The organism is Promicromonospora sp. NPDC052451 (assembly GCF_044547525.1).
Classification (GTDB): Bacteria; Actinomycetota; Actinomycetes; order Actinomycetales; family Cellulomonadaceae; genus Promicromonospora.
On sequence record NZ_JBIUAP010000017.1, the window covers coordinates 33,696 to 58,364 of the forward strand.

General features: G+C 71.5%; 24 protein-coding genes. 6 read left to right on the top strand and 18 right to left on the bottom strand.

The window, feature by feature from the left end; translation table 11 throughout:
* Nucleotides 1–5 precede the first annotated feature (5 nt).
* From ACIG47_RS23590 to ACIG47_RS23610, 5 genes are all read right to left on the bottom strand, one after another.
* Nucleotides 6–1,007 carry a WxL protein peptidoglycan domain-containing protein gene (locus ACIG47_RS23590; RefSeq protein WP_397433502.1) on the bottom strand — a complete coding sequence of 334 codons (1,002 nt, stop codon included), beginning with the start codon at nt 1,005–1,007 and terminating at the stop codon, nt 6–8.
* Nucleotides 1,004–1,615, bottom strand: a complete 612-nt coding sequence (locus ACIG47_RS23595) for a hypothetical protein (protein ID WP_397433503.1) — start codon at nt 1,613–1,615, stop codon at nt 1,004–1,006. Before ACIG47_RS23595 ends, ACIG47_RS23590 begins: the two co-directional genes overlap by 4 nt.
* 103 nt (nt 1,616–1,718) lie before the next feature.
* Nucleotides 1,719–3,977 carry a fibronectin type III domain-containing protein gene (locus tag ACIG47_RS23600; RefSeq protein ID WP_397433504.1) on the bottom strand — a complete coding sequence of 753 codons (2,259 nt, stop codon included), beginning with the start codon at nt 3,975–3,977 and terminating at the stop codon, nt 1,719–1,721.
* Between the two features lie 158 nt (nt 3,978–4,135).
* A complete protein-coding gene (locus ACIG47_RS23605; protein ID WP_397433505.1) occupies nt 4,136–4,759 on the bottom strand; it encodes a hypothetical protein in 624 nt (207 codons plus the stop codon).
* Nucleotides 4,760–4,898: 139 nt separating this feature from the next.
* Nucleotides 4,899–5,699 (bottom strand): SDR family NAD(P)-dependent oxidoreductase, encoded by an 801-nt coding sequence (locus ACIG47_RS23610; RefSeq protein ID WP_397433506.1) that lies wholly within the window; start codon nt 5,697–5,699, stop codon nt 4,899–4,901.
* 120 nt (nt 5,700–5,819) lie between these two features.
* On the opposite strand from ACIG47_RS23610, the gene ACIG47_RS23615 reads away from it, so the two are divergent.
* Complete coding sequence (locus ACIG47_RS23615; RefSeq protein WP_397433507.1) at nt 5,820–6,725, top strand: AraC family transcriptional regulator N-terminal domain-containing protein; 906 nt, start codon at nt 5,820–5,822, stop codon at nt 6,723–6,725.
* A 37-nt stretch (nt 6,726–6,762) separates the two neighbouring features.
* Here the strand turns inward: ACIG47_RS23615 and ACIG47_RS23620 are convergent, their stop codons facing one another.
* The 9 genes from ACIG47_RS23620 to ACIG47_RS23660 form a co-directional block, all read right to left on the bottom strand.
* The gene (locus ACIG47_RS23620) at nt 6,763–6,984 is read right to left on the bottom strand and encodes a helix-turn-helix domain-containing protein (RefSeq protein ID WP_397415328.1); all 222 of its coding nucleotides are present in this window, start codon (nt 6,982–6,984) and stop codon (nt 6,763–6,765) included.
* Nucleotides 6,984–7,481 carry a DUF2975 domain-containing protein gene (locus ACIG47_RS23625; protein ID WP_397433508.1) on the bottom strand — a complete coding sequence of 166 codons (498 nt, stop codon included), beginning with the start codon at nt 7,479–7,481 and terminating at the stop codon, nt 6,984–6,986. The genes ACIG47_RS23620 and ACIG47_RS23625 overlap by 1 nt, the downstream gene beginning before the upstream one ends.
* Nucleotides 7,482–7,616: 135 nt before the next feature.
* Nucleotides 7,617–8,306, bottom strand: coding sequence for a response regulator (locus ACIG47_RS23630; protein WP_397415324.1), 690 nt, complete (start codon nt 8,304–8,306; stop codon nt 7,617–7,619).
* Nucleotides 8,303–9,667, bottom strand: coding sequence for a sensor histidine kinase (locus ACIG47_RS23635; protein ID WP_397433509.1), 1,365 nt, complete (start codon nt 9,665–9,667; stop codon nt 8,303–8,305). Before ACIG47_RS23635 ends, ACIG47_RS23630 begins: the two co-directional genes overlap by 4 nt.
* A gap of 121 nt (nt 9,668–9,788) precedes the next feature.
* The gene (locus tag ACIG47_RS23640) at nt 9,789–10,997 is read right to left on the bottom strand and encodes an FAD-dependent monooxygenase (RefSeq protein ID WP_397433510.1); all 1,209 of its coding nucleotides are present in this window, start codon (nt 10,995–10,997) and stop codon (nt 9,789–9,791) included.
* Entirely contained in the window at nt 10,994–12,412 is a 1,419-nt protein-coding gene (locus ACIG47_RS23645; RefSeq protein ID WP_397433511.1) for an MFS transporter, read from the bottom strand. Before ACIG47_RS23645 ends, ACIG47_RS23640 begins: the two co-directional genes overlap by 4 nt.
* 220 nt (nt 12,413–12,632) lie before the next feature.
* Complete coding sequence (locus ACIG47_RS23650) at nt 12,633–14,885, bottom strand: ABC transporter permease (RefSeq protein ID WP_397433512.1); 2,253 nt, start codon at nt 14,883–14,885, stop codon at nt 12,633–12,635.
* Nucleotides 14,885–15,682: an ABC transporter ATP-binding protein gene (locus ACIG47_RS23655; RefSeq protein ID WP_397433513.1), complete on the bottom strand. Its 798-nt coding sequence runs from the start codon at nt 15,680–15,682 to the stop codon at nt 14,885–14,887. Before ACIG47_RS23655 ends, ACIG47_RS23650 begins: the two co-directional genes overlap by 1 nt.
* A gap of 150 nt (nt 15,683–15,832) precedes the next feature.
* Nucleotides 15,833–16,294 carry an Lrp/AsnC family transcriptional regulator gene (locus ACIG47_RS23660; RefSeq protein WP_397415311.1) on the bottom strand — a complete coding sequence of 154 codons (462 nt, stop codon included), beginning with the start codon at nt 16,292–16,294 and terminating at the stop codon, nt 15,833–15,835.
* Nucleotides 16,295–16,421: 127 nt separating this feature from the next.
* On the opposite strand from ACIG47_RS23660, the gene ACIG47_RS23665 reads away from it, so the two are divergent.
* The gene (locus tag ACIG47_RS23665) at nt 16,422–17,696 is read left to right on the top strand and encodes an amino acid permease (RefSeq protein ID WP_397433514.1); all 1,275 of its coding nucleotides are present in this window, start codon (nt 16,422–16,424) and stop codon (nt 17,694–17,696) included.
* 52 nt (nt 17,697–17,748) lie between these two features.
* The gene (locus ACIG47_RS23670; RefSeq protein ID WP_397433515.1) at nt 17,749–18,168 is read left to right on the top strand and encodes a hypothetical protein; all 420 of its coding nucleotides are present in this window, start codon (nt 17,749–17,751) and stop codon (nt 18,166–18,168) included.
* 129 nt (nt 18,169–18,297) lie between these two features.
* On the opposite strand, the gene ACIG47_RS23675 is transcribed toward ACIG47_RS23670, so the two are convergent.
* Entirely contained in the window at nt 18,298–18,909 is a 612-nt protein-coding gene (locus ACIG47_RS23675) for a TetR/AcrR family transcriptional regulator (protein WP_397433516.1), read from the bottom strand.
* Nucleotides 18,910–19,235: 326 nt separating this feature from the next.
* Here ACIG47_RS23675 and ACIG47_RS23680 point away from each other — a divergent pair, with 326 nt between their 5' ends.
* The 3 genes from ACIG47_RS23680 to ACIG47_RS23690 all read left to right on the top strand — a co-directional run bounded on the left by ACIG47_RS23680 (nt 19,236) and on the right by ACIG47_RS23690 (nt 22,214).
* Nucleotides 19,236–20,141, top strand: a complete 906-nt coding sequence (locus tag ACIG47_RS23680) for an NADP-dependent oxidoreductase (protein ID WP_397433517.1) — start codon at nt 19,236–19,238, stop codon at nt 20,139–20,141.
* 51 nt (nt 20,142–20,192) lie between these two features.
* Nucleotides 20,193–20,915 (top strand): alpha/beta fold hydrolase, encoded by a 723-nt coding sequence (locus ACIG47_RS23685; protein ID WP_397433518.1) that lies wholly within the window; start codon nt 20,193–20,195, stop codon nt 20,913–20,915.
* Between the two features lie 156 nt (nt 20,916–21,071).
* The gene (locus ACIG47_RS23690) at nt 21,072–22,214 is read left to right on the top strand and encodes a Gfo/Idh/MocA family protein (protein WP_397433519.1); all 1,143 of its coding nucleotides are present in this window, start codon (nt 21,072–21,074) and stop codon (nt 22,212–22,214) included.
* Between the two features lie 209 nt (nt 22,215–22,423).
* Here the strand turns inward: ACIG47_RS23690 and ACIG47_RS23695 are convergent, their stop codons facing one another.
* Genes ACIG47_RS23695 through ACIG47_RS23705 form a run of 3 tightly spaced genes read right to left on the bottom strand, consistent with a single transcriptional unit; the run spans nt 22,424 to nt 24,631 of the window.
* On the bottom strand, nt 22,424–22,783 hold the full coding sequence (locus ACIG47_RS23695; RefSeq protein ID WP_397415293.1) for a metal-sulfur cluster assembly factor: 360 nt from the start codon (nt 22,781–22,783) through the stop codon (nt 22,424–22,426).
* Nucleotides 22,784–22,794: 11 nt separating this feature from the next.
* Nucleotides 22,795–23,274 carry a Fe-S cluster assembly sulfur transfer protein SufU gene (gene sufU, locus ACIG47_RS23700; RefSeq protein WP_397433520.1) on the bottom strand — a complete coding sequence of 160 codons (480 nt, stop codon included), beginning with the start codon at nt 23,272–23,274 and terminating at the stop codon, nt 22,795–22,797.
* Between the two features lie 46 nt (nt 23,275–23,320).
* Entirely contained in the window at nt 23,321–24,631 is a 1,311-nt protein-coding gene (locus ACIG47_RS23705) for a cysteine desulfurase (RefSeq protein WP_397415291.1), read from the bottom strand.
* Between the last annotated feature and the right edge of the window lie 38 nt (nt 24,632–24,669).

A 24,669-nucleotide genomic window follows, 5' to 3' on the forward strand; every position in this document is an offset into this window, starting at 1 on the left:
GGGTGTCAGGGGTGGGGGACGCCGGCCTCGGCGAGCGCCTCCGCGCGCGCCCGTGCGACAAGCTCCTCGGTCCGCCGCCGGCCGCGACGACGGTGCAGGGCGGACCAGGTCGCCAGGAGCGCCGCCAGGAGCAGGACGAGCAGCTGCGGCCACGGCATCGCGAGCACGGTCGTCCGCGCGCTCGCCGGCTCGACGCCGCCGAACGAGAGCTCGTCGGAGACGGGCAGGGGCTGCGCCACCACGGTCACGTCGTAGGCGCCGAGCGGCCAGGCCTCCGTGAGGCGGACGGTCCCGTGCCGCGTCTGCCCCGGCGCGATCTCGACGATCTCCGCCCCCTGCACGGTGCGATCGCGGAGGCCGAACGGGCCGGACAGGGTGATCTCGGGCCGGGCGTTCAGGCGCATGTTCCCCGTGTTCCGGAGCTCGTACGCGACCTCGACCACGCCCGCCTCGAAGGGATTCGGACGGCCCGTGTAGGAGGCCGACGCCGCCAGGCCGAGCGACGGGTCGAGCTCGCCCGTGACCCGTGTCATCACCCGGAACCCGACCCCGACCTCGCCCCCGCCCGTCGAGTGCACGCTCGCGGCGACACCCGCGGCGTGGTCGCCCGGCTCGGCGTCGTCCGGGACGGTGACGGTGAACGGCACCACCTCGGCCGCGCCCCCGGGGACGGTCACGCTCTCCGGCAGCTCGATCCAGCGGCCGGCCGCGACCGACTCCTGGTCGGAGGGCAGCATGTTGAAGCGGCCGGTCTCGGTGAAGTACCCGTCCGCGGAGGACAGCCGGAACTCCACCGTCTCGTCGCCGTGGTTGGTGACGACCATGTGCTCGGTGCGCGACTGACCGGGGTCCGCCTCCCACTCGACCCAGGCACGACCGTCCTCGCCGTTCTCGTCGCCGGGACGCACCGACCACGTCACGGCGTCGCCCTCGGCGGCGGCAGGCGCGGCCACGAGTGCCGAGGCGGCGACGAGCGTCAGGCCGGCGAGCGTGGCGAGCGCGTTCACTCGAACAACGACAGGGTGATCGTCGAGGAGTAGCTTCCGGCCGTCACGTCCGCCGGGACCACGAGGTCCAGGTCGGCGACCGCGCTGAACCTGCCGCCCGCGGCGTTGGCGTCGGCCGACTCCGCGAGGTACAGCAGCTCCTGGTCACCCAGACCCGGGTCCGACGGAGCCACGTCGCCGCCGACCTCGACGAAGGGCTCCCCCTCGCCCTCGCCCGCGACGAGCCGGGGCGACCAGCCGAGGTGGCTCGCCTCGATCGTGTTCTGGCCCTCCTCGTCGTGGAAGTCGCTCGCGGTGCCCATCACGTACCAGAAGGCGTCGTCCGGGATGTCGCCGGGCGCACGGGTGTCGGTCACCGTGACCTTCGGCAGGGTGCCGGTGAAGACGCGCTCCAGCCCCGTCGATGGGCCCTCGGTGAGGACGGTCGAGTCGCTCTCGACCGTCATCGCGAGGGATCTCGGGCCGGTGAGCGGCTCGATCTCCACGCCGACGTCGACGCTCCGGGTGTTCTGGTCGTCGTCGGCCATGGCGGCCGAGCCCGCCGACGCGAGCAGCGCGGCGCCGAAGGCGATCACGCTGCCGCGCAGCACGAGGGTGTTCTTGTCCACGTTCGTTCTCTCCTGGTTCCGGGTCCTGTCGTCGCGAGGCCGCACGGCGTCGCGTGAGGGTTCGGGCGTGCTGGTCCGGGCGTGCTGGTCCGGGCGCTGCGGCTCAGCCGGCGGCCGGGTAGGACGCGGTCCTCGTCGTCGTCACCGTCTCGCCGCCGATCCGCCCCGTGACGGTGACCGTCACCTCGCCGGCCGGGACGGACGTCGCACGCGAGCTCATCGACACGCTCGCCGACCGCCCGGGCTGCACGGCGGCGAACGACTTGGTCCCGTAGGCCGTCTCCACCACGACGTCCACCGGGGCGTCCTCGCCGTTCGTCACGACCGTCGACACGTACTGCGTGCCCGCCAGCACCCGCGTCGAGACGTCCACCGACACGTCCAGCTCGGTGGCGTCGTCCGCCCTGGCGAGCACGACCTCGTCCACGACGCTGTTCACCGGGAGGGCGACGCCGTTGGCCTGGCTGCGCAGGGTGCGCACCGTGAGCGTCTCGTCGGTGACCTCGATCGCCGAGTAGTTGCGCACCTTCTCCTGGTTGATCACCGAGGCGAACCACGCCTCGGGCGCCCGGGTGTCGTAGTACTTCGAACCGCTGGCCGAGTTCGCCGTGACGTACAGGGCCTCGCCGTCCTCGGCCTCGACACGCTCCTGGCCGGCGACCTCGGCCGGGTCGGCGAGCTCGCCGTCCTTGATCAGGTAGCTGCGCGTGTAGTTGTGGTCGTGCCCCATCAGCACCATGTCGAAGCCCAGCTCGGAGATCTTCGCCGGCATGCTGGCACGCCGGTCGATGATGTCGCTGTCGTTCGTGTGCGCGGCCACCGAGTAGATCGAGTGGTGGAAGGCGAGCACCTTCCACCTCGCCCGGTCGCCCTGCTCCGCCACGACCTTCTCCAGGAAGGCGTTGTGGGAGCCGTAGTCGCGGCTGTTGGAGTTGATGTTGACGAACAGCACGTCCTTGTAGAGGAACCAGTAGTCGCCGCCCGACGACGTCCCGTTGGACGCCGCACCGGACGCCAGGTCCTCGTTCGGCACGTTGAAGTGCTGCTCGTACGCCTTCGACCCGACGTCGTGGTTGCCGTTGGTCACCACCAGCGGGACGCTGCGGACCTGCTCGGGCTTCAGGAAGGTGTCGTACTCGGCCTCGCTCGAGGCGGTGTTGACCTGGTCGCCCGCCGAGAACAGCAGCTCGGCGTCCGGGTAGGTCTGCGTCGCGACGTTCAGCGTGTCGATCCAGCCGGCTTCGTCGGCAGCCAGGTTCCCGGACGCGCCCACCTGGGGATCGCCGAAGAACAGGAAGGAGAAGTCGCCCGAGAAGTCCTGCGTGCGGAAGGTGTGGGCGTCGGACCAGCCGGTCTCCGCGCTGCCGACGCGGTAGGCGTACTCGGTGTTCTCCTCCAGGCCGTCGAAGGTCACGTCGCGGAAGAACTCGCCGCTCGTGGTCTCACCGCCCCGCGTCGGCTCGATCGTGCGGGCCGAAACGGGAAAGGCACCGTCGACGACGTCCGCCGCCCTCGCGAGCTGGGCGACCTGCGGCACGTCGGCGGTCGAGTACCAGGTCAGGTTGCGTTCGGCCTGGGTGGCGCCCACGTGGAGGGCGATGTCCGCGATCTCCGGTTCGGCGGCCGGCTCCGCCGGGGCCAGCGATGCCAGGTCGAGGTAGATGTCGCTGCTGGTCTCGCGGTCCTGGTAGAGCGCGACGGCGATGGTGTTCGCACCGGGCTCGAGCACGTCCGCCGGGACCGTGAACGTGCTGGTCAGCGGGTCGCCGTTGCTGGCTCCGGCGTAGGTGACGTTCTGGTTCGCGGCCTGCTCCACGCGGCCGTCCACGAATCCGGCGACCTTCGTCCCGTTGACGTAGACGCGCACGGCGTCGTCGTACGTGATCGTCCCCGTCAGCGAGTCGAGCTGGGCGAGCTGCGCCTCCGAGACCTCGAACCCGGTGCGGAGGTGGTAGGTCGGCACGGTGTTCTCCGAACCGTCCAGCCGGTACTGGAGCAACGTGTTCGCGACGAAGCCGCCCCCGAGGTCCGCAGCGCCGCGCTTCGACCCGAACGGCCCGACGGCCTCGTCCCACGCGGAGTCGTCGAAGCCGGCAGTGGTCCACGACAGCGATCCGTCGCCCGACGGGTCCGTGCCGTCGTCCGAGTACTTCCAGGCGTCGGCGGTCGTGAGGAACGCCTCGCCCGCGGCGGCCTCCGCCTCGGCACGGACCGGCTGGACGCCGGCCGCGGTGGCGGGGAGCGAGGCGGCGAGACCTCCCGCCACGACCGAGAGCAGGGCGAGGCCCGCGAGCCGGCGCCGTCCGCTCCTGTGCTTGCGCGAGTGGCCGACAGGGGTCGGCGACGCGGTGGTCTTCAGCAAGAGGTCACACGCCAATCTTGAGTTCCGTGCAGCGGGATGGGAGCGCGTCCATGGCGCCGACCGCCACCCTGCTCACCCCAGATGACCTGGTCAGGACGTTCCGATGAACACCAGGTGCCGCGCAGGGGAAGGATCACCGGAGGCCGTCGCACGCGATGTCAGCGCGGCCGCTCCGCCGCCCGGCCGAGGTGCAGCACGACACCGGTGACGCCGTCCTGGATGCTCGCCAGCCCCGCCTCGAGCGCGTCCTGGCCGCGGTCCTCCGCGGAACCGCGCGAGGTCGCACCGTCCCAGATCACGGCGGTGACGTTCCCGGTCGGCTCGGCGAGCTGCGCACCGACGACGAGGAACTGCTGGTCGAGGCGCTGCGCGCTCTCGAAGCCGAACACGTCCACCACACCGTCCCCCAGCCCGACGATCAGGTCCGGCTCGACGCCGAGCGCGCGGTCCAAGGCCTCGCCGACCGGATCCGTGCCCTCCGCCTCGACGGGGAACTCACGCAGGTCCGCACCGTTCGCCGAGGCCACCGCCCGGGTGGCGGACAGCAGGGTCGCGGAGGCATCCGAGTCGTCGGGCGTGATCGCGGCGATCCGGTACCCGTCCAGGCCCGGCACCGACGCGGGCGGCGTCACCTCGATCGTCCGCCCCGGCTCGGGCACGACCTCGTAGGCGGTGCCCGTCGGGCCGGGTGTCATGTCTCCCCCGCCGGCCGAGCACCCGGACGACACGGCGCCCAGGGCCACGAGCAGCACGATGCCGGATCTGGTACGTCCCTGTGTCACCGCGGTAGTGAAGCCCGGCACGATGATGCGGCGGTGGCCGCCAGGTGTCCGGCGGGCGAACGCGCGGACCGACGTGGGCCACGACTCACAGCACGAGGACGAGCTTGCCGCCGGGGCGGCAGCGAGGCGGCGAGCCCCCTCAGCCACGCAACCGGGTGGCCGACAGGCCGCCGTCCACGTCGATCGTCCCGCCGTGGACGAAGGCTGCCTCGTCGGACGCAAGCCAACGGACCGCGAACGCTATGTCGACCGGCCGCACCGGCACACCGGCGGGCGTCCCGGCGGTCATCATCGCGAGCGTCTCGCTCGAGCCGGCGTTCCCGGGGGTGGCCGTCGCGCCCGGTGCGACGGTCGACACCCGTACACCGCGGGGCCCGAACTCGGCCGCCCACGCACGCGTCAGCTGTTCGACAGCGGCCTTCGTCGCCGGGTAGAGGCCCATGATCGGCACACCGACGCGGGCCATCCACGAGCCGACGTTCACGATGACGCCCGAGCCGCGGGCGACCATCGCCGGAGCGAGCGCGGCGACGAGCACGTGCGGCGCCCGGATGTTCGTGGCCCAGAGCGACTCCATCTGGTCGTCGGTGATCGCCGGTGTCGGCGCGTTCGGGTAGACGCCGGCGTTGTTCACCAGGATGTCCACCCTGCCGCCGAGCGCCTCGGTGGCTCGCGCGGCGAGGGTGCGCACGTCGTCCGGTGCCGCACCGAGGTCCCCGAGCACGGCGACGGCGGAGCCGCCCGCCGCGGTGATCGCGTCCACGACGGCCTGCGTCCGGTCGGTGTCCCGCCCGGCGACGGCGACGCGCGCGCCGGATGCGGCAAGGACCCTGGCGATCGCCTCACCGATACCGCTGGAGGCTCCGGTGACCAGCGCTGTCCGACCCGCCAGCCGGTCGTCGGTGGTGAGGGAACCGAGGAGAGCTTCGTTCGTCTGCATGAATGGATCGTCGCCCGGCCCTGAGGGTCAGGGATTGCCCGGAACTCCGGACTCCTTGCCGAATCCCCTGCCGCCCGCCGCAGGGCGGCCCTGCTCGTCGTGGCCGGGCAGAATGGGCGTGTGGACCACGTCATCTCGGACCGGTTGGACCGTGCGCTGACCAGTGCGCTCCGCACCATGGGCAACGCGGAGCGCGCGACCCGGATCGGCCTACGGGTGTCGCACGTGTCTCGGCCGACCGAGCTCGGGTACCAGCGTTACACGCCTTCTCTCTCGGTGGTGCTCGCGGGTCGCAAGCGGTCGATCGTCGGGGACGACGACGACACCTGGGGCCGGGAGCGGTTCATCATCACGCCGGTGGACCTGCCCGTGATCGCCGGTGTCGTCTCGGCAGACCCGGACGCCGGCTTCGTGTCCGCGATGTGGCAGCTGGACACCCGGATCGTGACGGAGGTCGCCGCGGCGATGCCCCGGCCGCACCGGGACGACGTCCCCACGGCCCGGCTCGGCACCTGGACGCCTGGTCTTGCCGACGCGTTCGCTCGGCTGATCGGGCTCCTCGACGCACCCGAGGACATCCCGGTGCTCGCACCGCTCGTGTCGCGAGAGGTCGTCCTGCGGCTGCTGCAGACCGACCAGGCGCCACGGATCCTCGCCGCCGTCGGGAACCGCGAGGGTGACGTCGTCGCCGAGGCCACCGCCCTGCTCACCCGACGGATGGCCGAGCCCTGGTCGGTGCCGGACCTTGCCGCGGCAGTCAGGACGAGCGAGTCCACCCTGTTCGCGCGGTTCCGCCAGGTCACCGGGATGACGCCCGTGCAGTACCTCCGGCGGCTCCGGCTCGGCGAGGCCAGGCACCGCATGGTCGTGCTGGGTGACAGCGCGGCCCAGGCGGCCGCCGCGGTGGGGTACCGCAGCGCCTCTCACTTCTCCCGGGACTACCACGCACTGCACGGCCGCCCGCCGGCCGCCGACGCCGAGCGGGTACGTCAGCAGATCATGCTCAACGGGTCGAGCGTGCGCTGACCGCACCCTGCGGGCAGGTCCGGGACCAGGCTCACTCTCAGCCGGGTTCGTCGCCCTCGTCGACCCACCGCAGCACATCTCCCGGCTGACAGCCGAGAACCTCGCAGATCGCATTGAGGGTCGAGAACCGAACCGCCTTCGCACGGCCGTTCTTCAGCACCGACACGTTGGCCGGACTCAGGCCGATCGCATCGGCGAAGTCGCCGACGGACATCTTCCGTCTCGCCAGGAGCACGTCGATCTCGACGACGATCGCCATCAGAGCACGCCATCCAGCTCGGTCTGGGCGTCCGTCCCGCGTTCGACGAGTCGATGGGTCACGAAGACGACACCGAGCAGGGCGACGCCGACCAAGGATCCCAGGCCGCTCGCCATCCACAGCCCCAGCTCCCCCATGTCCTCGTCGGGCATCGGGATCCCCACGAACGTCAGGTACAGGAAGAAGCCGCCGGTGAGCAGCGTCGCGACGCCGACCGCCGCGCCGATCGCGATCACCCAGGGCTGCGTGCCCGGCCGGAAGAAGGTGCCCGCCTGGGCACGGAAGACGAGGGCCCCGAGGGCGGCGAGCGACACCTGCGCGCAGGCGATGAACGCGATCCCGGCGGCCAGGAGGGGCACGCGGTAGGGCTCGTACGGTGGAAAGTGCCTGACCTCGTCGGCCGCGATCCCGGGCAGGATCACGACCTGGGCGAACAGGCCGAGGGCGATCCCGCCGAGGATCAACAGTGCGAGCATGCCGAAGACGATGCGACTCATGCAGCGAGCATCGTCGCGTATCGATCGATTGTCAATGGATTTCTACCGATATTCGAGCGATCATTCCCGGCCACCGCAGCCCACCTGCGCGACGACGGCGACCCACGATTCGAACGACACCTCGGTGCCGACCCGTCAGGTGCCCAGGTAACGCAGCACGGCGAGCACCCGGCGGTTGTCGGCGGCGTCGTACGGCAGGTCGAGCTTCTGGAAGATCGCCGCGACGTTCTTCTCCACGGCGCCCTGGGAGAGGAACAGCCGTTCCGCGATGCCGCCGTTCGACCGGCCCTGCGCGATGAGCTCGAGCACCTCGCGCTCCCTGCCGGTCAGCCGCACCTGGGCGACGTCCCGCTCCGAGGCGCCCATGAGCTGGGAGACCACCTCCGGGTCGAGCACCGTCTCACCCCGGGCGACGCGCGCGAGCGCCTGCGTGAACTCTCCCACGTCGACCACGCGGTCCTTCAGGAGGTACCCCACGGCGCGCGCGTCGCCCCGGAGCAGGGTGCCGGCATACCGCGTCTCCACGTACTGCGAGAAGAGCAGCACGGGCAGCCCGGGGAACTGCTCCCGCAACGCGACCACGGTGCGCAGGCCCTCGTCGGTGAACGTGGGCGGCATCCGGATGTCCGCGACCACGACGTCCGGCAGCGCCGACTCCTGCGCGAGGCGCAGGACCTCGCGCTCCAGGCTCTCGCCGTCGGGCACCGCCGTCACCTCGTGCCCCCGCCGTGTCAGCAGCGCGACGAGCCCGTCGCGCAAGATCCCGGAGTCCTCGGCGAGCACCACCCGCAGTCCGCCCGACGGCGTCGTGTCCGGCCCGGTCATGCGGGGCGCCCGGTGCCCGTGCGGTGCGCACCCGCGGTGCCGGCGCGCACCGCGGGGAGCGTCATGGTCACGACCGTCGGCCCGCCGACCGGGCTGGACAGGTCGAACGTGCCGTCGACCGAACCGACGCGCTCGGCGAGCCCCGCGAGACCTGACCGCAGCCCGGACCCGTCGGGAGCGACGACGGTCGCGCCCCCGCTGCCGTCGTCGCGCACCTGGATGTGCAGGACGCCGCTGCCGCCCTCGACCCGCACGTGGACCCGCGACGCGTGCGCGTGCTTGGCCGCGTTGGTGACCAGCTCGGCGATCGAGAAGTAGACGATCGACTCGATCGCCGGGGCCAGGCGGCCGCCCGCCTCGACCGCGGGGTCGATGTCCGCCGTGACCGGCAGCGGCGCGCGTGCGGCGAGCGTCTCGAGGGCCACCGCGAGGCCGCTGTCCAGGGCCGGCGGGTGAATGCCCCGGGCCAGCTCGCGGAGCTCGGCCAGGGCGTCCTTGGTCGACGCGTGCGCCACCTCGAGGAGCTCACCCAGGGTTTCCGTCTCTCCGGCGACCAGCTGCTCGCGCGCCTCGCCGAGCTGCATGCCGACGGCGACCAGGCGCGCCTGGGTCCCGTCGTGCAGGTCTCGCTCGATGCGGCGCAGGCGGGCGTCGGCGTCCTGCACCGTGCCCGCGCGGGAGCGCTCCAGCTCGGCGACCCGCAGGCTGGCGGCCGTGGGGCCGAGCAGCACCCTGGTCAGCAGCGTCAGCAGGGCGACGAAGCCCGACTGGGCCAACGGCCACAGGACCAGCACCACCAGGCCGCCCAGGGCCACGAGCGCCAGGCCCGCCGGGTTGTGCCACGAGCTGTCCATGGCCAGCTCGGGGGGCAGCGACCAGAACCAGGTCCAGTAGGTCACGCCGCCGAACCCGAGCACGAGACAGGCGGTGCTCACGATGAACCCGAGGAGCGTCACCGGCAGTGCCGCGACCATGAACAGCAGTGCTCGCCAGCCCGCCGTGTCGCCGAGCGCTCCCCCGAGCCGCGGCCAGAAGCCTTCCCGCCTCCGGCCGGGCACGGGCGCCGCGACGTGCGTGTCCAGCAGGTCGGCCGCCAGGCGGCGGTACGTGGCGCCCCACCATCGCCCGCCCACCACGAGCCCGCCTGCGACGAACAGCCCGACGACCGTCACGGCGGCCCCGACCGTGACCGCCACGGTGGCCAGCGTGTAGAAGAGTGCGAACGGTCCCAGGAGCAGCATGCACCACAGGTAGCCGTACGCGCGCCACGTGCCGGCGGAGTACGGCGCGCTCAGCAGGCGCGACGCGCCCGGTCGCAGCGCAGACCTCAGCGCCTGCGGGTCGAGGGTCATGGTCTTCATACTGCCAGCCTGGCGTGGGGCGGCGCTGTCGGAACAGGGTGCGTTCCCCCGGAGGTGGTAGGGATTTCCTCCGTGTCGGAGCGCTCGGCCGGCGGATCTGACCGAGCGCTCCGGACCGGGCTCAGGACGTCGGCGCGGGCTCCGGCAGCACGAGGGCCGAGTGGGCGGGCTGCGGCGTCGTCGCGGGCATGGCGACCAGGCCACGAAGCATGGCGTTGCGCCGCTCCAGCGCCTCGGCGGTGGTGGGGAACAGCCGGGCGCCACCCTTGTCGACCAGTGCCTGGTTCAGCGTGACGAACTCGCGGGTGTCACGCTCGTAGGCGGCGAAGGCGTCGACGTGGTCACCGTGCGTGGCCAACGACCTGGCGAGCATGTAGGCGCCCACCAGTGCCAGGCTGGACCCCTGTCCGGTCAGGAACGACGGCGCGTAGGCGGAGTCCCCGACGAGCGCCACCCGGCCGCTCGACCAGCGGGGCATGCGGATCTGCCCGGCCGTGTCGAAGAACAGGTCGTCCGCCTGGTGCATGGCCTTGACGATGGTGCCGACCTCCCAGCCGGCGTCCGCGTACGTCCGGGCGACCAGGTCCCGCTGCGCGTCCGGGTCCCGCCGGAGGTGGAGCGGCTGTTCCGGTTGGTGGAAGTTGAGGAAGGCATGCAGGTCGTCGTCGGCGCCTCCGGTGGCGTAGAGCGCGGCCGCCCGGCCCGGGGTGTTCCACATGAGCAGCTCGCGCGACAGCCCGAGGGTGTTGGGCATGGTGAACACGGCGAAGCTGTAGCCGAGGTACCGATGGAACTGCTCCTCGGGCCCGAGGAGTGCTCTGCGGGTACCCGAGTGCATACCGTCGGCGCCGACCACCACGTCGAACGTGCGCTGTCTGCCGCTACGGAAGGTGACGTCGACCCCGCGCTCGTGCTGGTCGAGGGTGTCGACGGAGTCGTCGAACACGAACTCGACGTCGTCCCGGACCGTCTCGTAGAGCGCGGCGGTCAGGTTGCCACGTCCCACCTCAAGGTCCTGGCCCTCGACGCTCCCGGCGACTGCGGAGGGGCGCAGGACGGCCACCTCGGCGCCGTCGGCGTCGAGGAAGGTGAACCGTCCGGTGTCGATGTGCGCGGCCTGCAGCGTCGGCAGGATGCCCATGCGCCGGACCACCTCGATCGCGGTGCCGCGGACGTCGATCGGGTAGCCGCCCCCACGGGGTGCGTGCGCCTTCTCGACGAGCGTGACGGCGAACCCGTACCGGTGCAGCCAGTACGCCAGGGTGGGGCCGGCGAGGCTGGCTCCGGTGATCAGGACGGTGTGCGCAGCGGTGTCGGATCGAGATGTCATGACCGGACTTCCTTCTTCAGGTGACGGACGACGAGCAGGGACAGTGCGGCCACGAGGGCCGCCACGAGAAAGCCGGTGACGAAGGCCGACTCGGCGGGCACCCCGGTCACCGGGTCGTTCCCGGCGTCGAGGATCGAACCGGCGGCCTGGCCCCCCGCGACGGCACCGATCAGGCGGATCACGACCAGGAGGCTGGTGGCGATCCCCGTGTCCTTCGCTGCGACGGAGGTCGCGGTGCTGGCGAGCAGCGCCGTGGTGATCAGGCCACCGACGAAGGCGGCGAGCGCCCGCGCGACGACGAGCTGCCACACCGTGTCGTGCAGCGCCGCGACGGCGACGAGGATGCCGGCGGTGGCCACGGCGCCCGTGGTGGCCACGGTGCGTGCACCGAACCGCTGCACGGCGAGCCCGCCGACCGATCCGGCCAGCACGCCGGCGATGGAGGCGGGCATCATGAACAGCCCGATGTCGGTGGTGCCAAGCCCCAGGCCGTAGCCCTCCCCCGACACCTGGAACAGCTTGGGGACGAACGTCTGCAGCATCGCGGAGATCGCCGCGACGGCGACGGTGAGCACGGCCGCGCTCCACAGGGCGGGCGCTGCCAGCATGCGCAGCTCGACCATCGGGGAGATCGCCCGGCGCTCGACGGCCACCCAGGCCGCGGCGAGGGCGGCGACGACGAGCACCACGCCGCCGACCGCCAGCGGCGGAAGGCCGCCGCCCGTCACCACCAGCAGCCCCAGCATGAGCGCGACCAGCGTGGCGCTCAGCAGGGCCACTCCGGCCCAGTCGATGGTGGCGCCCTGGTCACCTGGCGGGTCGTTCGGCATGAGCCGGAGGACGGCCGCCGTCGCTCCGACGATCACGATCGTCGGAGCCGCGAAGATCCAGTGCCAGGACAGGCCCTCCGCCAGCGGCCCGGCGACGAGCGTCCCGACGATGCCCCCGGCGGTGAACAGCGCGCTGACCACCCCGACGGCCACCTGCGTCTGCCCCTCCGGGAAGTTCTTGCGCACCAGGATGAACGAGAGGGGCAGTGCGCCCACCATCGCGCCCTGCAGCGTCTGACCGACCAGCAGGACCGGCAGGTTCGGCGCGAGGCTCGACACCACGCCACCTACCGAGACCAGCGCCATCAGCACGAGCAGCACCCGCTTGCCGCCGAAGCGGTCGCCGAGCTTGCCCGCGATGGGCGCGACGATCGCGCCGGTGATCAGCAGGGTGCTGGCGATGAGCGCGGCCGCCGCCGTGTCGACACCCAGCTCGCGCTCCAGCAGCGGGCGGGCAGGGTCCACCACCGTCTGCAGGGTGCCGAGGGCGAGGGCGAGAGCGCCGAGCGCCCCGATCGCGGGGCCTCCGATACGGGCAGGGGCCGGCCTCTCGACGGGGGCCGGAGAAGCAGGAGCGATAGTCATCTCAGTCCCTTTCCGGGCTGGTCACGGGCGGGAGCACGAACGAGGTCGGTCTGATCTCCATGTCCTCGAACCTAGGGTTCGGGCCCGGTGCCCTGACATGGTGGGAACCGCCGTGCACCCGGGAGATTTCCTCCGCCCTGCCGGGATCGCACACCCCGGCCGCGGGCACAGGTAGCTGCCCCCACCGCACCCGCGATGGGGGCAGCTACCTGGTTCGCTGCTACTCGACCGAGGCGGCCGCCTCCGCCGCCCGCCCCCGCGTGGCCCGCCACGCGGGCAGCAGCGTCGCCCCGAGGGTCAGCAGGACGACCAGCGCGACGATCGCCGCGTAGACCAGCGGGGACCCGGCAGGTATCACGGATCCGAGCCGCTTGAGGCTCACCGGGACCAGGATGCCCAGCGCCGCGATGCTGCCCAGCGCGAGGCCCGTGACCGCGACGATCGCCGCCTCCAGCCCGACCATCTGCATCACCTGGCGGCGGGTCGAGCCCACGAGCCGCTGGAGCCCGAACTCGCGCTGCCGCGCCGCCGTGCTGGACACCAGGGTGTTGATCACGGTGATCGCCGAGTATCCGACGAGCAGGAGCACCATGATGTAGATCGCGTAGGACGCCGTCTTCTTCTGGTCCTCGTACTCGTCGAACAGGATCTCCCGGTCGGCGACGGTCACCCCGTCCATGGCCGTGGTCAGCCGGGTCAGGTCCGCCACCAGCTGCTCCGGATCGGTGCCGTCCTGCGCGCTGACCAGGATGCGTGTCGGGAACCCGGCGGTGGTGCGCGCGGCCAGCGTGTCGGCCGGGAGCAGGAGCGTGTCGTAGTCGTCCGCGGCGGAGAACAGCGCGGCCACCCGCACGTCGAGGAGGGTGTTGTCCCCCATCCGGAGCGTGATCGGGTCGCCCACGCCGACGCCGAGGGTGCCGGCGTGCTCGTCCTCGATCGCGACCGTCGCGCCGTGCAGGTCCGCGAGCGTCCCCGCAGTGACGTCGACCGGTGTGCTCGCGGCGGCGCTCCGGGCGGTGACTCCCTGGAGGGTCCAGCCCTCGCCCATCGGTGACACGTCGTGCGGGCTCTCGATGAAACCGACGCTGCTGACGTGCTCGGACGCTCCGGCAACACCGGGCAGCCGGCCGATCTCCTCGACGAGCCGCGGGTCGACACGGTCCGGCGCCGTCACCACGGCGTCGGCGACGATGCCGTCGGCGAAGGCCGCCCTGTCGGCGGCGTCGTTCGTCGTCTGCAGGTACAGCATTCCGGTCGACACCCCGGTCAGCAGGATGACGGGACCCATGACGGCAGCGAGCCGACTGCTCCGGCCGCGTGCGTTGAGCACCGCGAGGTCGCCCGTGAGCCCGCCGAGAGCGCGCACCGGCCACTGGACCGCGACGATCATGACCTTCGCCAGTGCGGGGGCCAGCAGCGCGAGCCCGACGGTGAACACGATGGCCGCGGGGGCGGCCGTCGCCGGGGCAGCCGGGCCGCTCAGCACCGCGACGGTAACGATGGTCAGCGCGATCCCGGCCGCGACGAAGAGCAGCCCGGCCAGGACCCGCCATCCGCCGATCGCCCTGTCGTCGAGCGAGGCCTCCGCGAGCGCCTGGCTCGGCTTGGTCCGTGCCGCCCGTCGTCCCGCGCCCAGAGCGCCCCCGAGAGCCGCGAGGATCGCCACCGCCATCGCCGCCACGGACGGTATCCAGCCCTGGTGGAAGGCCACACCCGCCGTGGCGATGCCCTGTCCGGCCAGGAAGTCGAACACGAGCTTGCCCAGGAGCTGGCCCGGGACGTAGGACGCGGCGGTGGCGACCAGCGCGAGCACCAGCGTCTCGCGGAGGACGAGCCGGCGCACCTGACGAGGCGTCGCCCCGATGGCCCGCAGCAGGGCCAGCTCCTTCTGCCGCTGAGCGATCGACAACCCGAGCATCGATGCCACCCCGAAGATGGACACCAGCAGTGCGAAGGCGCTGAAGACGCCCGCGAGAGAGACCACGTTCACGCTGGTCGCCGTGGCGTCACGCAGCTCCGCCCGGCCTCGTTCGTCACCGACGAGGGTCACGGTCTCGCCGTCCAGCTCGGCGTCGATCCGCTCGCGCAGGTCGTCGACGTCCGCGTCCCGTTCGGCGACCACGCCGATGGCGTCGACGGTCCCCGCCGGCGGGGAGCCCTCGAAGACGTAGGTCCTGGTCTCCTGCACGCCGGGCAGCGCCGAGATGACGCTCTCCAGCCCGGCGTCGACGCGGACGCGCTCGGGCAGGATCGCCGGCTCGTCCTCGTCGCCGCCGGGCGCACGGTGCGTCTGGTCGCCGGCGACGACGACGTCGGCGGTGCTCAGCTGCTGGGGAGGGGCCGCTGCTCGGATGCCCGTCTCGATCAGTCCGCCGCAGGCCATCAGGACGATCGCGGCGAAGAACATGGCGAGGAAGGCGGCGACGAACGTGCCCGTGCGGAAGCGCAGGGTGCGGAGTGCGAGCTGCAGCATCAGCGCTGCCCTCCGACGGCCGTCGACGGCGCCAGGGGCCCCGCGTCCGCGGAGGCGCCCAGGTGGGTCATCCGCTCGGCGACGGCGTCCGCCGTCGGGGACCGGAGCTCGCCCACCACGCGCCCGTCGGCGAGGAACAGCACGCGATCGGCGTAGGACGCCGCGACCGGGTCGTGCGTGACCATCACGATCGTCTGGCCGTTCTCGTGCACCGAACGTCGCAGCAGACCGAGCACGTCCCGTGCGGTCCTCGTGTCCAGCGCGCCGGTCGGCTCGTCGGCGAAGATGACGGCCGGTTCGGTGATCAGTGCCCGCGCGATGGCGACCCGCTGCTGCTGCCCGCCGGACAGCTCCGCCGGGCGGTGCCTGCGCCGTTCGCGCAGGCCCACCTGTTCGAGCACGCTCGCCACCCGGCCCTTGGCCGGGCTCCGGCCCGCGAGCCGCAGCGGCAGCGTCACGTTCTGCTCCACCGTCAGGACCGGGAGCAGGTTGAACGCCTGGAAGATGAACCCGACCCGGTCGCGCCGCAGCTCCGTCAGCTCGGTCTCACTCATCGTGCTCAGCTCGCTGTCCTCCAGGACGACCGAACCCGACGTCGGCTGGTCGAGCCCCGCGGCGCACTGCAGCAGCGTGCTCTTGCCGGAGCCGGACGGACCCATGATCGCCGTGAACGTGCCCCGCCCGAACTGCGTCGACACGTCGTCGAGCGCGACGACCTCGGTCCCGCGCCTGCCGTAGACCTTGCGGACAGCGGTCAGCCGGACCGCATCGGTGGCTGTACCTGTGCCTGTGAGCATTCCTCGCACCGTTCCCCCGTGCCGCGCCGGGTTGCGCGGGCACGACATGACGCTACGAAGGAGCGCGGTCGGCCCACCATGGTGCCAGCCGGTCGGCCGCGGTAAGGAAAACTGCATCCTGCGCCGGGCGGCTGCGACGCCCTGGGCGGATCATTGCCCGGACAACCGCTGGTGCACCCGCTTCTGCGCGCTCTGGAAGACGATCTGGCTCCGGAAGGTGACGACCTCCCGTGGCTGGCTGAGGCGGTCGATGAGGAACGCGTGCAGGTGGTCCAGGTCCCGGGCTGTCACGTGAGCGAGCAGGTCCTCGTCCCCGGCGAGGACGTAGACGGCCATGACCTCGGGCAGCTTGATCAGGGCGGCCTTGAACGAGTCGATCACATCGCGGTTGAGCGGGCGCAGCCGGATGGAGACGAACGCCTCGACCCTGCGGTCGAGCGCCGCCGGGTCGATGTCGGCGTGATACCCGCGGATGACGCCGCGAGCACGCAGGTGCCGTACCCGTTCCAGGCAGGTGGAGGGTGCGATGCCGAGGTGCCGGGCCAGGTCGCGGTTGGTCTGCCGTGCATCGCGCTGGAGCTGTTGCACGATCGCCGAATCAAGTTCGTCCACGATCAGGATCGTATCGATCGTTCCGAACGACGTTCGGCCTCGGCCCCAGGTGCGCGTTCCAGTGCTTACGCTCACGCCGATTTCCTGGCCATCCGGCACAGGATGGCCATCGGGCAGAGGACGGTACATGGGAGAGAAGGTTCGCCCCGGCGCACGCCGCGCCCCCGGGCTCGGTGTCGTGACAGGTGCGGTCATGCTGCTCGGCGCGGTGCTCGGACCGGGGGCGCTGGCTCTGCCCGCGCTGGCGGCCGAGGCCGCCGGACCCGCGTCCCTGCTGGCGTGGGCACTGCTGCTCGTCGCCGGCATCCCGGTCGCGGCGACGTTCGCGGCGCTCGGTGGCGCCTATCCCGACGGCGGAGGCGTGGCGCACTTCGCGGCGATCGCCTTCGACGGACGGATCGCCGCGGCGGTCGGCTGGTGGTTCCTGGCGGCAGTGCCGCTCGGCGTCACGGCCGCCGCGCTGATCGGCGGGCACTACGTCGCGGCCGCCGTCGGTGCAGGTCCCGGGTTTGCCACGGGTGTCGGCCTCGGGCTGCTCGTGGCGTCGTTCGTCCTGAACGCCGTCGGGCTCCGCGCGACGGGGCGGATCCAGGTCCTGAGCGCCGCCGTCATGGTGATCCTCCTGGTCGTGGCCGTCACGGTCTCGCTCGGCAGCGTGCGCTCCGAGGCGTTCGCCCCGTTCGCCCCTCACGGGTGGACGAGCGTCGGCACCGCGGCCACCACCCTGTTCTTCGCGTTCGCCGGCTGGGAGGCGGCCACCCATCTCTCGGCGGACTTCGCGGACCCTCGTCGCGGCCTGCGGCGCGCGACGACGCTCACACTTGCCCTCGTGAGCGTGCTCTACCTCGGGCTCGCGGTCGTCACGCTCGGCGTCCTGGGCCCTGCCGCCGGACGTGATCCGGCGCCGCTGCTCACCCTCCTGCACCGGGCGTTCGGCACCACCGGCACCGCGCTGGCCACCACCGCCGCTCTGCTGCTGACCTTCGGAGCCATCAACGCCTACCTGGCCAGCGGCGCCCGGCTGGGCGCGGCGCTCGGACGGGACCGCGCGCTGCCGCCCTGGCTCGTGGGCAGGACGATGCCGGGGCGTGAGCCACGCCGCAGCCTGGCGTTCCTCGCCGCCTGCTGCCTGGTCGTGGCCGGCCCGGTCCTCGGTGGTCTCGTCACCCTCGACGGGCTGGTCCGCGCCACGTCCGCGCTGCTCGCGGCGGTGACCCTCACCGGAACCCTCGCCGGTGCCAGGCTCCTCCGCGGAGGCGCGCGCGGCAACGCCGTCGTCGCCTCGGCATTCCTCGCTGTCGTAATGGTGTTCTGCGGCGCACTGCTCGCTGTCCCTGCCGTCGTCGGCGGTGCCGCGTTGACCCATCACCGCCTCGGCGAATATCATCGACGCCTCAGCTAATTCCATTAGCCACACGGCTAATGAGAGTTGCCCATTGGACGGAAGAGTGAACATGGCAACCGCATCCGAGAACCACCAGCTCCTCACCGACTACTACGCCGCCTACGGCGATGGCGGCCCCGAGGGCCTGGCCCGCATGGCGAGCTTCTACACCGAGAGCAAGCCGTCCTACACGGCGGGCCGCTCGGAGCTCTCCGGAGAGACCAACAGCCCGGAGGAGTCGCTGCGGGTGATGCGACGACTCCAGGAGCTCAGCGGCGGGAACATCACGTTCGCGGCACCGCCGACCATCCTGGTCGCGGGCGACGCCGTCGTCGCCCTTGTCGTCCACGAGAAGCACGCACGGATCGGCAGGCCCGAGCTGGTGGTGCCACGGCTCTACGTCTACGAGATCACCGACGGCAAGATCAGCCGGTCCTTCGGCTGGCAGCTCGAGTCGCAGGCGTTCGACGCCTACTACCCGGCGGCGTGACCCACACCCAGCCGGCGAACCGGCCCTGACCAGGCAGTTCGCTCTCCGGCGCGAGCGGGTGGGACGTCCCACCCGCACCTCAGGAGGGTGCGGGCGGGCGACCCGCACCCCATCGCAGGGTCCGCCGTCTCAGTCGTGGGACCAGGACACCGCGTTCATCGCCACATCAGCGACCCGGCGCAGCTCCGCCCCGCTCCTGCCCGTCGCCGCCTGAACGGCGATGCCGTACGCGACCGTCGTGATGTAGGTCGCCAGCGTGCGCGGATCCTCGGTCTCCGGCAGATCGCCCTCGGCCCGCGCACGCAGGAACCGGGACTCGAGGCGCGCAGCGCCATCTTGGCGCCAGTCGACGAGCACCTTCTGGGCGGTGAGCCCGTTGTCGCCGGCGGACAGCGCAGCCTGGACGCCGAGGCATCCGTGGGGCGCCTCGCGACTCGTGCTGGCAGCGGCTGCGCCGCGAAGAATGGACTCGGCGACTTCGCGTGCGGTCGGCTCGGACAGCGCACGGATTCCGTACGAGGCCGGGCCTTCCGTGTACCGCTCGACCACTCGGCGGAACAGCTCGTCCTTGTTCCCGAACGCCGCATACATGCTGCTGCGAGTGATGCCCATCGCCTCGGTCAGGTCCGACAGGCTCGCCCCTTCGTATCCCTTGGCCCAGAACACTCTCATGGCTTGTTCGAGGGCGTGGTCGGGGTCGAACTCGCGGGGCCGCCCCAGCTTGGTCTGCGATACGGGCATGGCAACCATTATGCCCCCTTACGGACCAGGCAGTCCAGATAACGCGAAGGATCGGGCGTCTGGCCACCGTCGACGGTGAGCACGACCATCGATCTCGCACGGGCCGAGCACGGCGCGAACACCCCGGCCTGACGCCCTGAGCCGTGACGCCTGTCTGCACGGTCGGGGCCTTGCCAAGAGATCTCCGCTCGTCTACGTTACATCTGTACCGATCGGTCCTGAAGTGATGTGCTGGACCTTCGGACGACCTCGCTACCGGGCCCCCGTGAGCGAGCACGCCGCAGCGGAAGTGCTGCCGGCTCGATGTGAGGAGACGAAGAATCATCATGAAAGCCGCCGTCATCACCGCGTTCGGCGAACCCTCCGTGTTGCAGGTTGCGGACGCTCCACGACCGGTACCGGGTCGGGGTCAGGTACTGGCGCGGGTTCACGCCGCCGGGGTGAACCCGGCGGAGATCCAGGCACGCGCCGGAGCGTTCGGCCTCCGGGCTCCCGCCATCATCGGATTCGAGTTCGCCGGCGTCGTCGAGGCGGTCGGACCGGGCGTCGACGAGGGCCTGGTCGGCGGCCGCGTCGCCGGGTGGCCGGACTCGGCCGCCCAGGGCTCCTACGCCGAGTACACGGTCAGCAGCAACTTCGCGACGATCCCCGACGGCGTTTCGTTCGAGGAGGCAGCGGCTACCGTCATCGGCGCCGACAACGCGGCGAGGGGGCTCGCGCTCCTGAACCTTCGCCCGGGTGAGACGCTCGTGGTCACCGGCGCGAGCGGTGCTCTGGGCGGCGCCGCCGTGCAGTTCGCGCGACAGCGCGGTGTGACGGTGATCGGCGTCGCCGGGACCGCCAACGCAGACTTCGTCAGGAGTCTCGGTGCGATCCCCGTCGCCCACGGCCCCGGCCTGGTCGACCGCATCCGCGAAGCCGCTCCCGACGGCGTCGATGCCGCGCTCGACACCGCCGGCAAGGGACTTCTTCCCGCCCTCGTCGATCTCCTGGGCGGCCCAGGCCGGATCGTGACGCTCGCCGACCGCGATGCCGCACGATACGGCGTCGAGTTCAGCCCGGGCGGCAGCGGGAATCGCGACCACGGCCCCGTCCAGGAAGCCCTGGATCTGATCGCCGCCGGCACATGGACCGCACGCATCGGCCGGAGCTTCCCGCTCGACGAGGCCGCGGACGCCCATCGCCTCGTCGCCACGGGCCACACCCACGGCAAAGTCATCCTTCTTCCCTGACTCGGCCGACCGGCCGTTCCACCACGACAACAATCACTGGGAGAGTCCGAAATGCCTGCAGTCCTCATCCATGGTGTACCTGATACCCACCGGATCTGGGACACCGTCCGTCCCTATCTTCGACGCGAAGATGTTGTGACGATCGATCTCCCCGGGTTTGGCACACCCCTACCAGCGGGATTCACGTCGACGAAGGAGGAGTATCTCGACTGGCTCATCACGAAGATCGAAGAAATCGGCGAACCCGTCGACCTGGTCGGTCATGACTGGGGATCTCTGCTGACGGGCCGCCTCGCATCTCTCCGCCCCGATCTGGTGCGGACATGGACAGGCATCAGCGGGCCGATCGATCCGGAGTACCCGTGGCACTATCTTGCCAAGATCTGGCAGACGCCCGGCGAGGGCGAGCAATGGATGGCGGACCTCGATCTCGAGGCGTTCGCAACAAGCCTCAACGAGGCGCAGATGCCGCGCGACGCGGCAGACGAATCGGTCCGGCATCTCGACGCCACGATGAGGGCAAGCATTCTCGCCCTCTACCGTTCGGCGATCGAGGTCGGGGCGGAGTGGAAGCCAGGTTTGAGCAGCGTGACCGCACCATCGCTCGTGATCTGGGGCCTGGACGACCCGTTCCTTCCTCACCGGTTCGCCGACGAGCTCGGTAATGCCACACGCGCACGTGCCGTCTTCAAGCTGCGCAGCTCGCACTGGCCGATGATCGAGCGTCCGGCCGATGTCGCGCGCGAGCTCGAGGCCCACTGGGCTCACGGGTAAGACCTGCGCTTGATCCACTCGGGCTCACCATGGCGAACGGCAACAGCTGCTCGCTCGCCATGGTGAGCCAGAGCGCCCACGCATGTGTCCGGAAACGAATCATCGTGACGCGGCCCGGAGGGCGTTGCCAGGGCTGCGCGAGGCAGGAGAATCCTAGTGACGAATTCAGCAAGTTCCCGGATCGGCGTCGGCCTGATCGGAGCTAGTGCCGATCGGGGTTGGGGCGGAATCGCTCACGTCCCGGCGCTGCAGGCGCTCGACGCGTTCCAGATCCGCGCCGTCAGTACGACTCGTATGGAGAGCGCGAACGCGACCGCTCGTCGGCTGGGCGCCGATCTCGCCTTCGACACACATGAGGCTCTGGTCGCGCGACCGGAGGTCGACCTGGTGGTGGTTGCGGTCAAGGTGCCGGAGCACAAGCAGATCGTTTCCGACGCGCTGGCCGCGGGCAAGATGGTCTATTGCGAATGGCCGCTCGCAAGAAACCTGTCGGAGGCAGAAGCACTGGAGGGGTTTGCCCGCGAGCGGCGGCTGCGGACGGTTGTCGGGTTGCAGGGTGGCCTGCACCCGCCGGTCCTCTTCCTTCGCGACCTCATCGCGCAAGGCGTGATCGGCAAGCCGCTCAGCACGAGCATCCGAGCGCATGTGGCCGACGACATGTGGGTCGGCCGATATGACCCGCCGGTCGAGTACATGGCTCACGCAGAGCATGGCGCCACGCTTCTGAGCATCATGCTCGGCCACGGGCTCGAACCGCTTGCGCGCGTGCTCGGCACGTTCGAGAGTCTGTCGGCCGTCGTCGCCAATCAGCGCGGTGACGGCGTCCGCCTCTCCGATGGCGCGTCGCTGCCGAAGGACTCGCCGGACGAGATCGTCGTCGCCGGCGTTCTCGACGGCGGGATCGTCACTTCGCTGCACTACAGTGCCGGGCACCCTGCCGGCACGGCGACGGTATGGGAGATCCAGGGCACCGAGGGCAGTCTGCGTGTGGAGTCGGTGTCGGGCTACATCCACTTCACCGATTTCACGATCACGCTGCGCCGCGGCAGCGAGCCTGTCCAAGTGCTCCAGGTACCCCCCGATCATGCGGGCCCCGACCTGCACCTCGACGCACCCGCGGCGGGGGTCGCCCGCCTCTACGCCCAGTTCGCCGCCGACCTCCGCGACGGAACCGCCGATGCGCCGGATTTCGCGGTGGCACTCGATCGCCACCGGGTACTCGAGGCGATCACACGGGCCGCCGAGACGGGTCAACGGCAGCATCTCTCCCGACCCGGCCGAGTGAGCTCCAGTCGGTGAACCCGGGAGAGACACTGCCTCAGGACCCGAGGAGATGGCGATCCGCGAGCTGACCCTGACTCGAGTCGCACAGAGCTGACCCGCACCGTGTCGGCCCGGCGCTCGGCCGTGCGACCCGCCCGCAGACGCCGGCGGGCTCCACCTCTACGATCACCAGGTCAGGCGGCATTCCCCGCGTTCAGGGACCTGCCGCCTGACCTCGTCGATCCTCAGACGTTGAACCCCAGCATCCGCAGCTGCTCCTTGCCGTCGTCCGTGATCTTCTCCGGACCCCACGGCGGCATCCAGACCCAGTTGACCCGGAACCCGTCCACGATGCCCTCGAGCGCCTGGGCGCTCTGGTCCTCGATCACGTCGGTCAGCGGGCACGCCGCGGACGTCAGCGTCATGTCGATGGTCGCGTGGTTGTTCTGGTCCACCTGGATGCCGTAGATCAGGCCCAGGTCCACGACGTTGATGCCCAGCTCGGGGTCGATCACGTCGCGCATGGCCTCTTCGACGTCCACCACGGTGGTCGGCGACGCGGCAGCCGCCGCTCCCTGCCCGACGTCGGTGCTCGCCTCGGTCATCGCATCTCTCCTCAGCTCGTGGCCAGCGCGCCGCTGCGCGCCAGCGAGTCCTTGAGCGCCGCCCAGCCGAGCAGCGCGCACTTGATCCGGGCGGGGTACTGGGACACGCCCGTGAAGGCGGTCGCGTCGCCGAGGGCGTCCTCGGCGTCGTCGTCGTCCAGGCCCTTGCCGCGGGACGACATCAGGTCGTGGAACAGGCCGTCCAGCCGCGCCACCTCGGCGAGGTCCGCGCCCTCGACGAGCGAGGTCATGACGGACACGGACGCCTGCGAGATGGAGCATCCCTGCCCCTCCCAGGAGACGCCTGCCACGGAGCCCTCCGGCGTGACGTCGACCCGGAGGGTCACCTCGTCACCGCACGTGGGGTTCACCTGGTGCGACTCCCCCGCGAGGTGTCCCGCCACGGAGGCGACGTCGACGAGCCCGCGGCCCACCGGGTGCTTCGCGTGGTCCAGGATCACCTGCTGGTACATCTGCTCGAGCGTGCTCACGACGCTGCCTCTCTCGATCTCACCGAACCAGATCTCCTCGAAGAGATCACTCTGCTCCGAAGAACGCCCGGACCCCCGCCAGGGCTTCCCGGAAGGCGACAACTTCTTCGACCGTCGTGTAGACCGACGCCGAGGCGCGCGCCGTGGCGGCCACGCCGAACCGGCGGTGCAGCGGCTGCGCGCAGTGGTGGCCCACCCGGACGGCGATGCCCTTGTCGTCGAGCACCTGCCCGACGTCGTGCGCGTGCACGCCGTCGACCACGAACGAGACGACGGCGAGGCGGTCGGCGGTGTCGAGCGGGCCGATCACCCGCACGCCCGGGATGTCGGCGATCTTCAGCATCTCGGCGGCGAGCTCCTGCTCGTGCCGCAGCACGCCGGCCATGCCGAGCTCGCCGAGGTACTGCGCCGCGCAGCCCATGCCGACGGCCTGGGCCACCATCTGGGTGCCGGCCTCGAAGCGCTGCGGGGGCGGCGCGTACGTGGTGGACTCCATGGTCACGACCTCGACCATGGACCCGCCGGTCACGGTGGGCGGCATGGCCTCCAGCAGCTCGCGCCGCCCGTACAGGGCGCCGACGCCGGTGGGGCCGAGCATCTTGTGGCCGCTGAACGCGGCGAAGTCGACGCCGAGCTCGTGGAAGTTCACCGGCAGGTTGGGCACCGACTGGCAGGCGTCGAGCACCGTGAGTGCACCCACCCGCCGGGCGGCCGCCACGAGGGTGCCGACCGGGGCGATCGCGCCGGTCACGTTGGACACGTGCGCGAAGGCCAGCACCTTGGTGCGCTCGGTGACGACCTCGTCGAGGGTCGACAGGTCGAGCCGGCCGTCGTCGGCCACCGGGATCCAGCGCAGCACGGCGCCCGTGCGGGCGCACAGCTCCTGCCACGGCACGAGGTTGGCGTGGTGCTCCGCCTCGGTGACCACGATCTCGTCGCCCGGCGCGAGCCGGAACCGCGCGGCCGCCTCTCCCCCGCGCCCGAGGGTCGCGTTGGAGAACGCGTAGGCCACGACGTTGATCGCGGCCGTCGCGCCGGGCTGCCAGACGATCTCGCCCTCGTCCGCGCCGACGAACGCGGCCACGGCCGCGCGCGCCTGCTCGAACGCCTCGGTGGCCTCCTCGGCGAGGAAGTGCGCGCCGCGGTGGACCGCGGCGTTGCGCTGCTCGTAGAAGTCCACCTCGGTGTCCAGCACCACCTGGGGTTTCTGGGAGGTGGCGGCGGAGTCCAGGTACACGAGGGGCCGGCCACCCCGCACCGTGCGCTCGAGCAGCGGGAAGTCCGCGCGGACGGCGGCCAGCTCGGCCGTGGAGAGCCCGGCGGGTGCGTCACCCGGACGCACGGTGGTGGTGGTCATGTTGTCCCCTCGCAGAACCTGGAAGATCGGGCGGTGGC

What these genes read in the sequence shown, in the direction of transcription:
- ACIG47_RS23675 (WP_397433516.1), bottom strand. Translation starts at nt 18,909, where the DNA reads ATGCCCGTATCGCAGACCAAGCTGGGGCGGCCCCGCGAGTTCGACCCC.
- ACIG47_RS23625 (WP_397433508.1), bottom strand. Translation starts at nt 7,481, where the DNA reads ATGAGTCGCATCGTCTTCGGCATGCTCGCACTGTTGATCCTCGGCGGG.
- ACIG47_RS23705 (WP_397415291.1), bottom strand. Translation starts at nt 24,631, where the DNA reads ATGACCACCACCACCGTGCGTCCGGGTGACGCACCCGCCGGGCTCTCC.
- ACIG47_RS23665 (WP_397433514.1), top strand. Translation starts at nt 16,422, where the DNA reads ATGGGAGAGAAGGTTCGCCCCGGCGCACGCCGCGCCCCCGGGCTCGGT.
- ACIG47_RS23655 (WP_397433513.1), bottom strand. Translation starts at nt 15,682, where the DNA reads ATGCTCACAGGCACAGGTACAGCCACCGATGCGGTCCGGCTGACCGCT.
- ACIG47_RS23685 (WP_397433518.1), top strand. Translation starts at nt 20,193, where the DNA reads ATGCCTGCAGTCCTCATCCATGGTGTACCTGATACCCACCGGATCTGG.
- ACIG47_RS23630 (WP_397415324.1), bottom strand. Translation starts at nt 8,306, where the DNA reads ATGACCGGGCCGGACACGACGCCGTCGGGCGGACTGCGGGTGGTGCTC.
- ACIG47_RS23680 (WP_397433517.1), top strand. Translation starts at nt 19,236, where the DNA reads ATGAAAGCCGCCGTCATCACCGCGTTCGGCGAACCCTCCGTGTTGCAG.
- ACIG47_RS23635 (WP_397433509.1), bottom strand. Translation starts at nt 9,667, where the DNA reads ATGAAGACCATGACCCTCGACCCGCAGGCGCTGAGGTCTGCGCTGCGA.
- ACIG47_RS23695 (WP_397415293.1), bottom strand. Translation starts at nt 22,783, where the DNA reads ATGACCGAGGCGAGCACCGACGTCGGGCAGGGAGCGGCGGCTGCCGCG.
- ACIG47_RS23620 (WP_397415328.1), bottom strand. Translation starts at nt 6,984, where the DNA reads ATGGCGATCGTCGTCGAGATCGACGTGCTCCTGGCGAGACGGAAGATG.
- ACIG47_RS23645 (WP_397433511.1), bottom strand. Translation starts at nt 12,412, where the DNA reads ATGACTATCGCTCCTGCTTCTCCGGCCCCCGTCGAGAGGCCGGCCCCT.
- ACIG47_RS23670 (WP_397433515.1), top strand. Translation starts at nt 17,749, where the DNA reads ATGGCAACCGCATCCGAGAACCACCAGCTCCTCACCGACTACTACGCC.
- ACIG47_RS23650 (WP_397433512.1), bottom strand. Translation starts at nt 14,885, where the DNA reads ATGCTGCAGCTCGCACTCCGCACCCTGCGCTTCCGCACGGGCACGTTC.
- ACIG47_RS23640 (WP_397433510.1), bottom strand. Translation starts at nt 10,997, where the DNA reads ATGACATCTCGATCCGACACCGCTGCGCACACCGTCCTGATCACCGGA.
- ACIG47_RS23610 (WP_397433506.1), bottom strand. Translation starts at nt 5,699, where the DNA reads ATGCAGACGAACGAAGCTCTCCTCGGTTCCCTCACCACCGACGACCGG.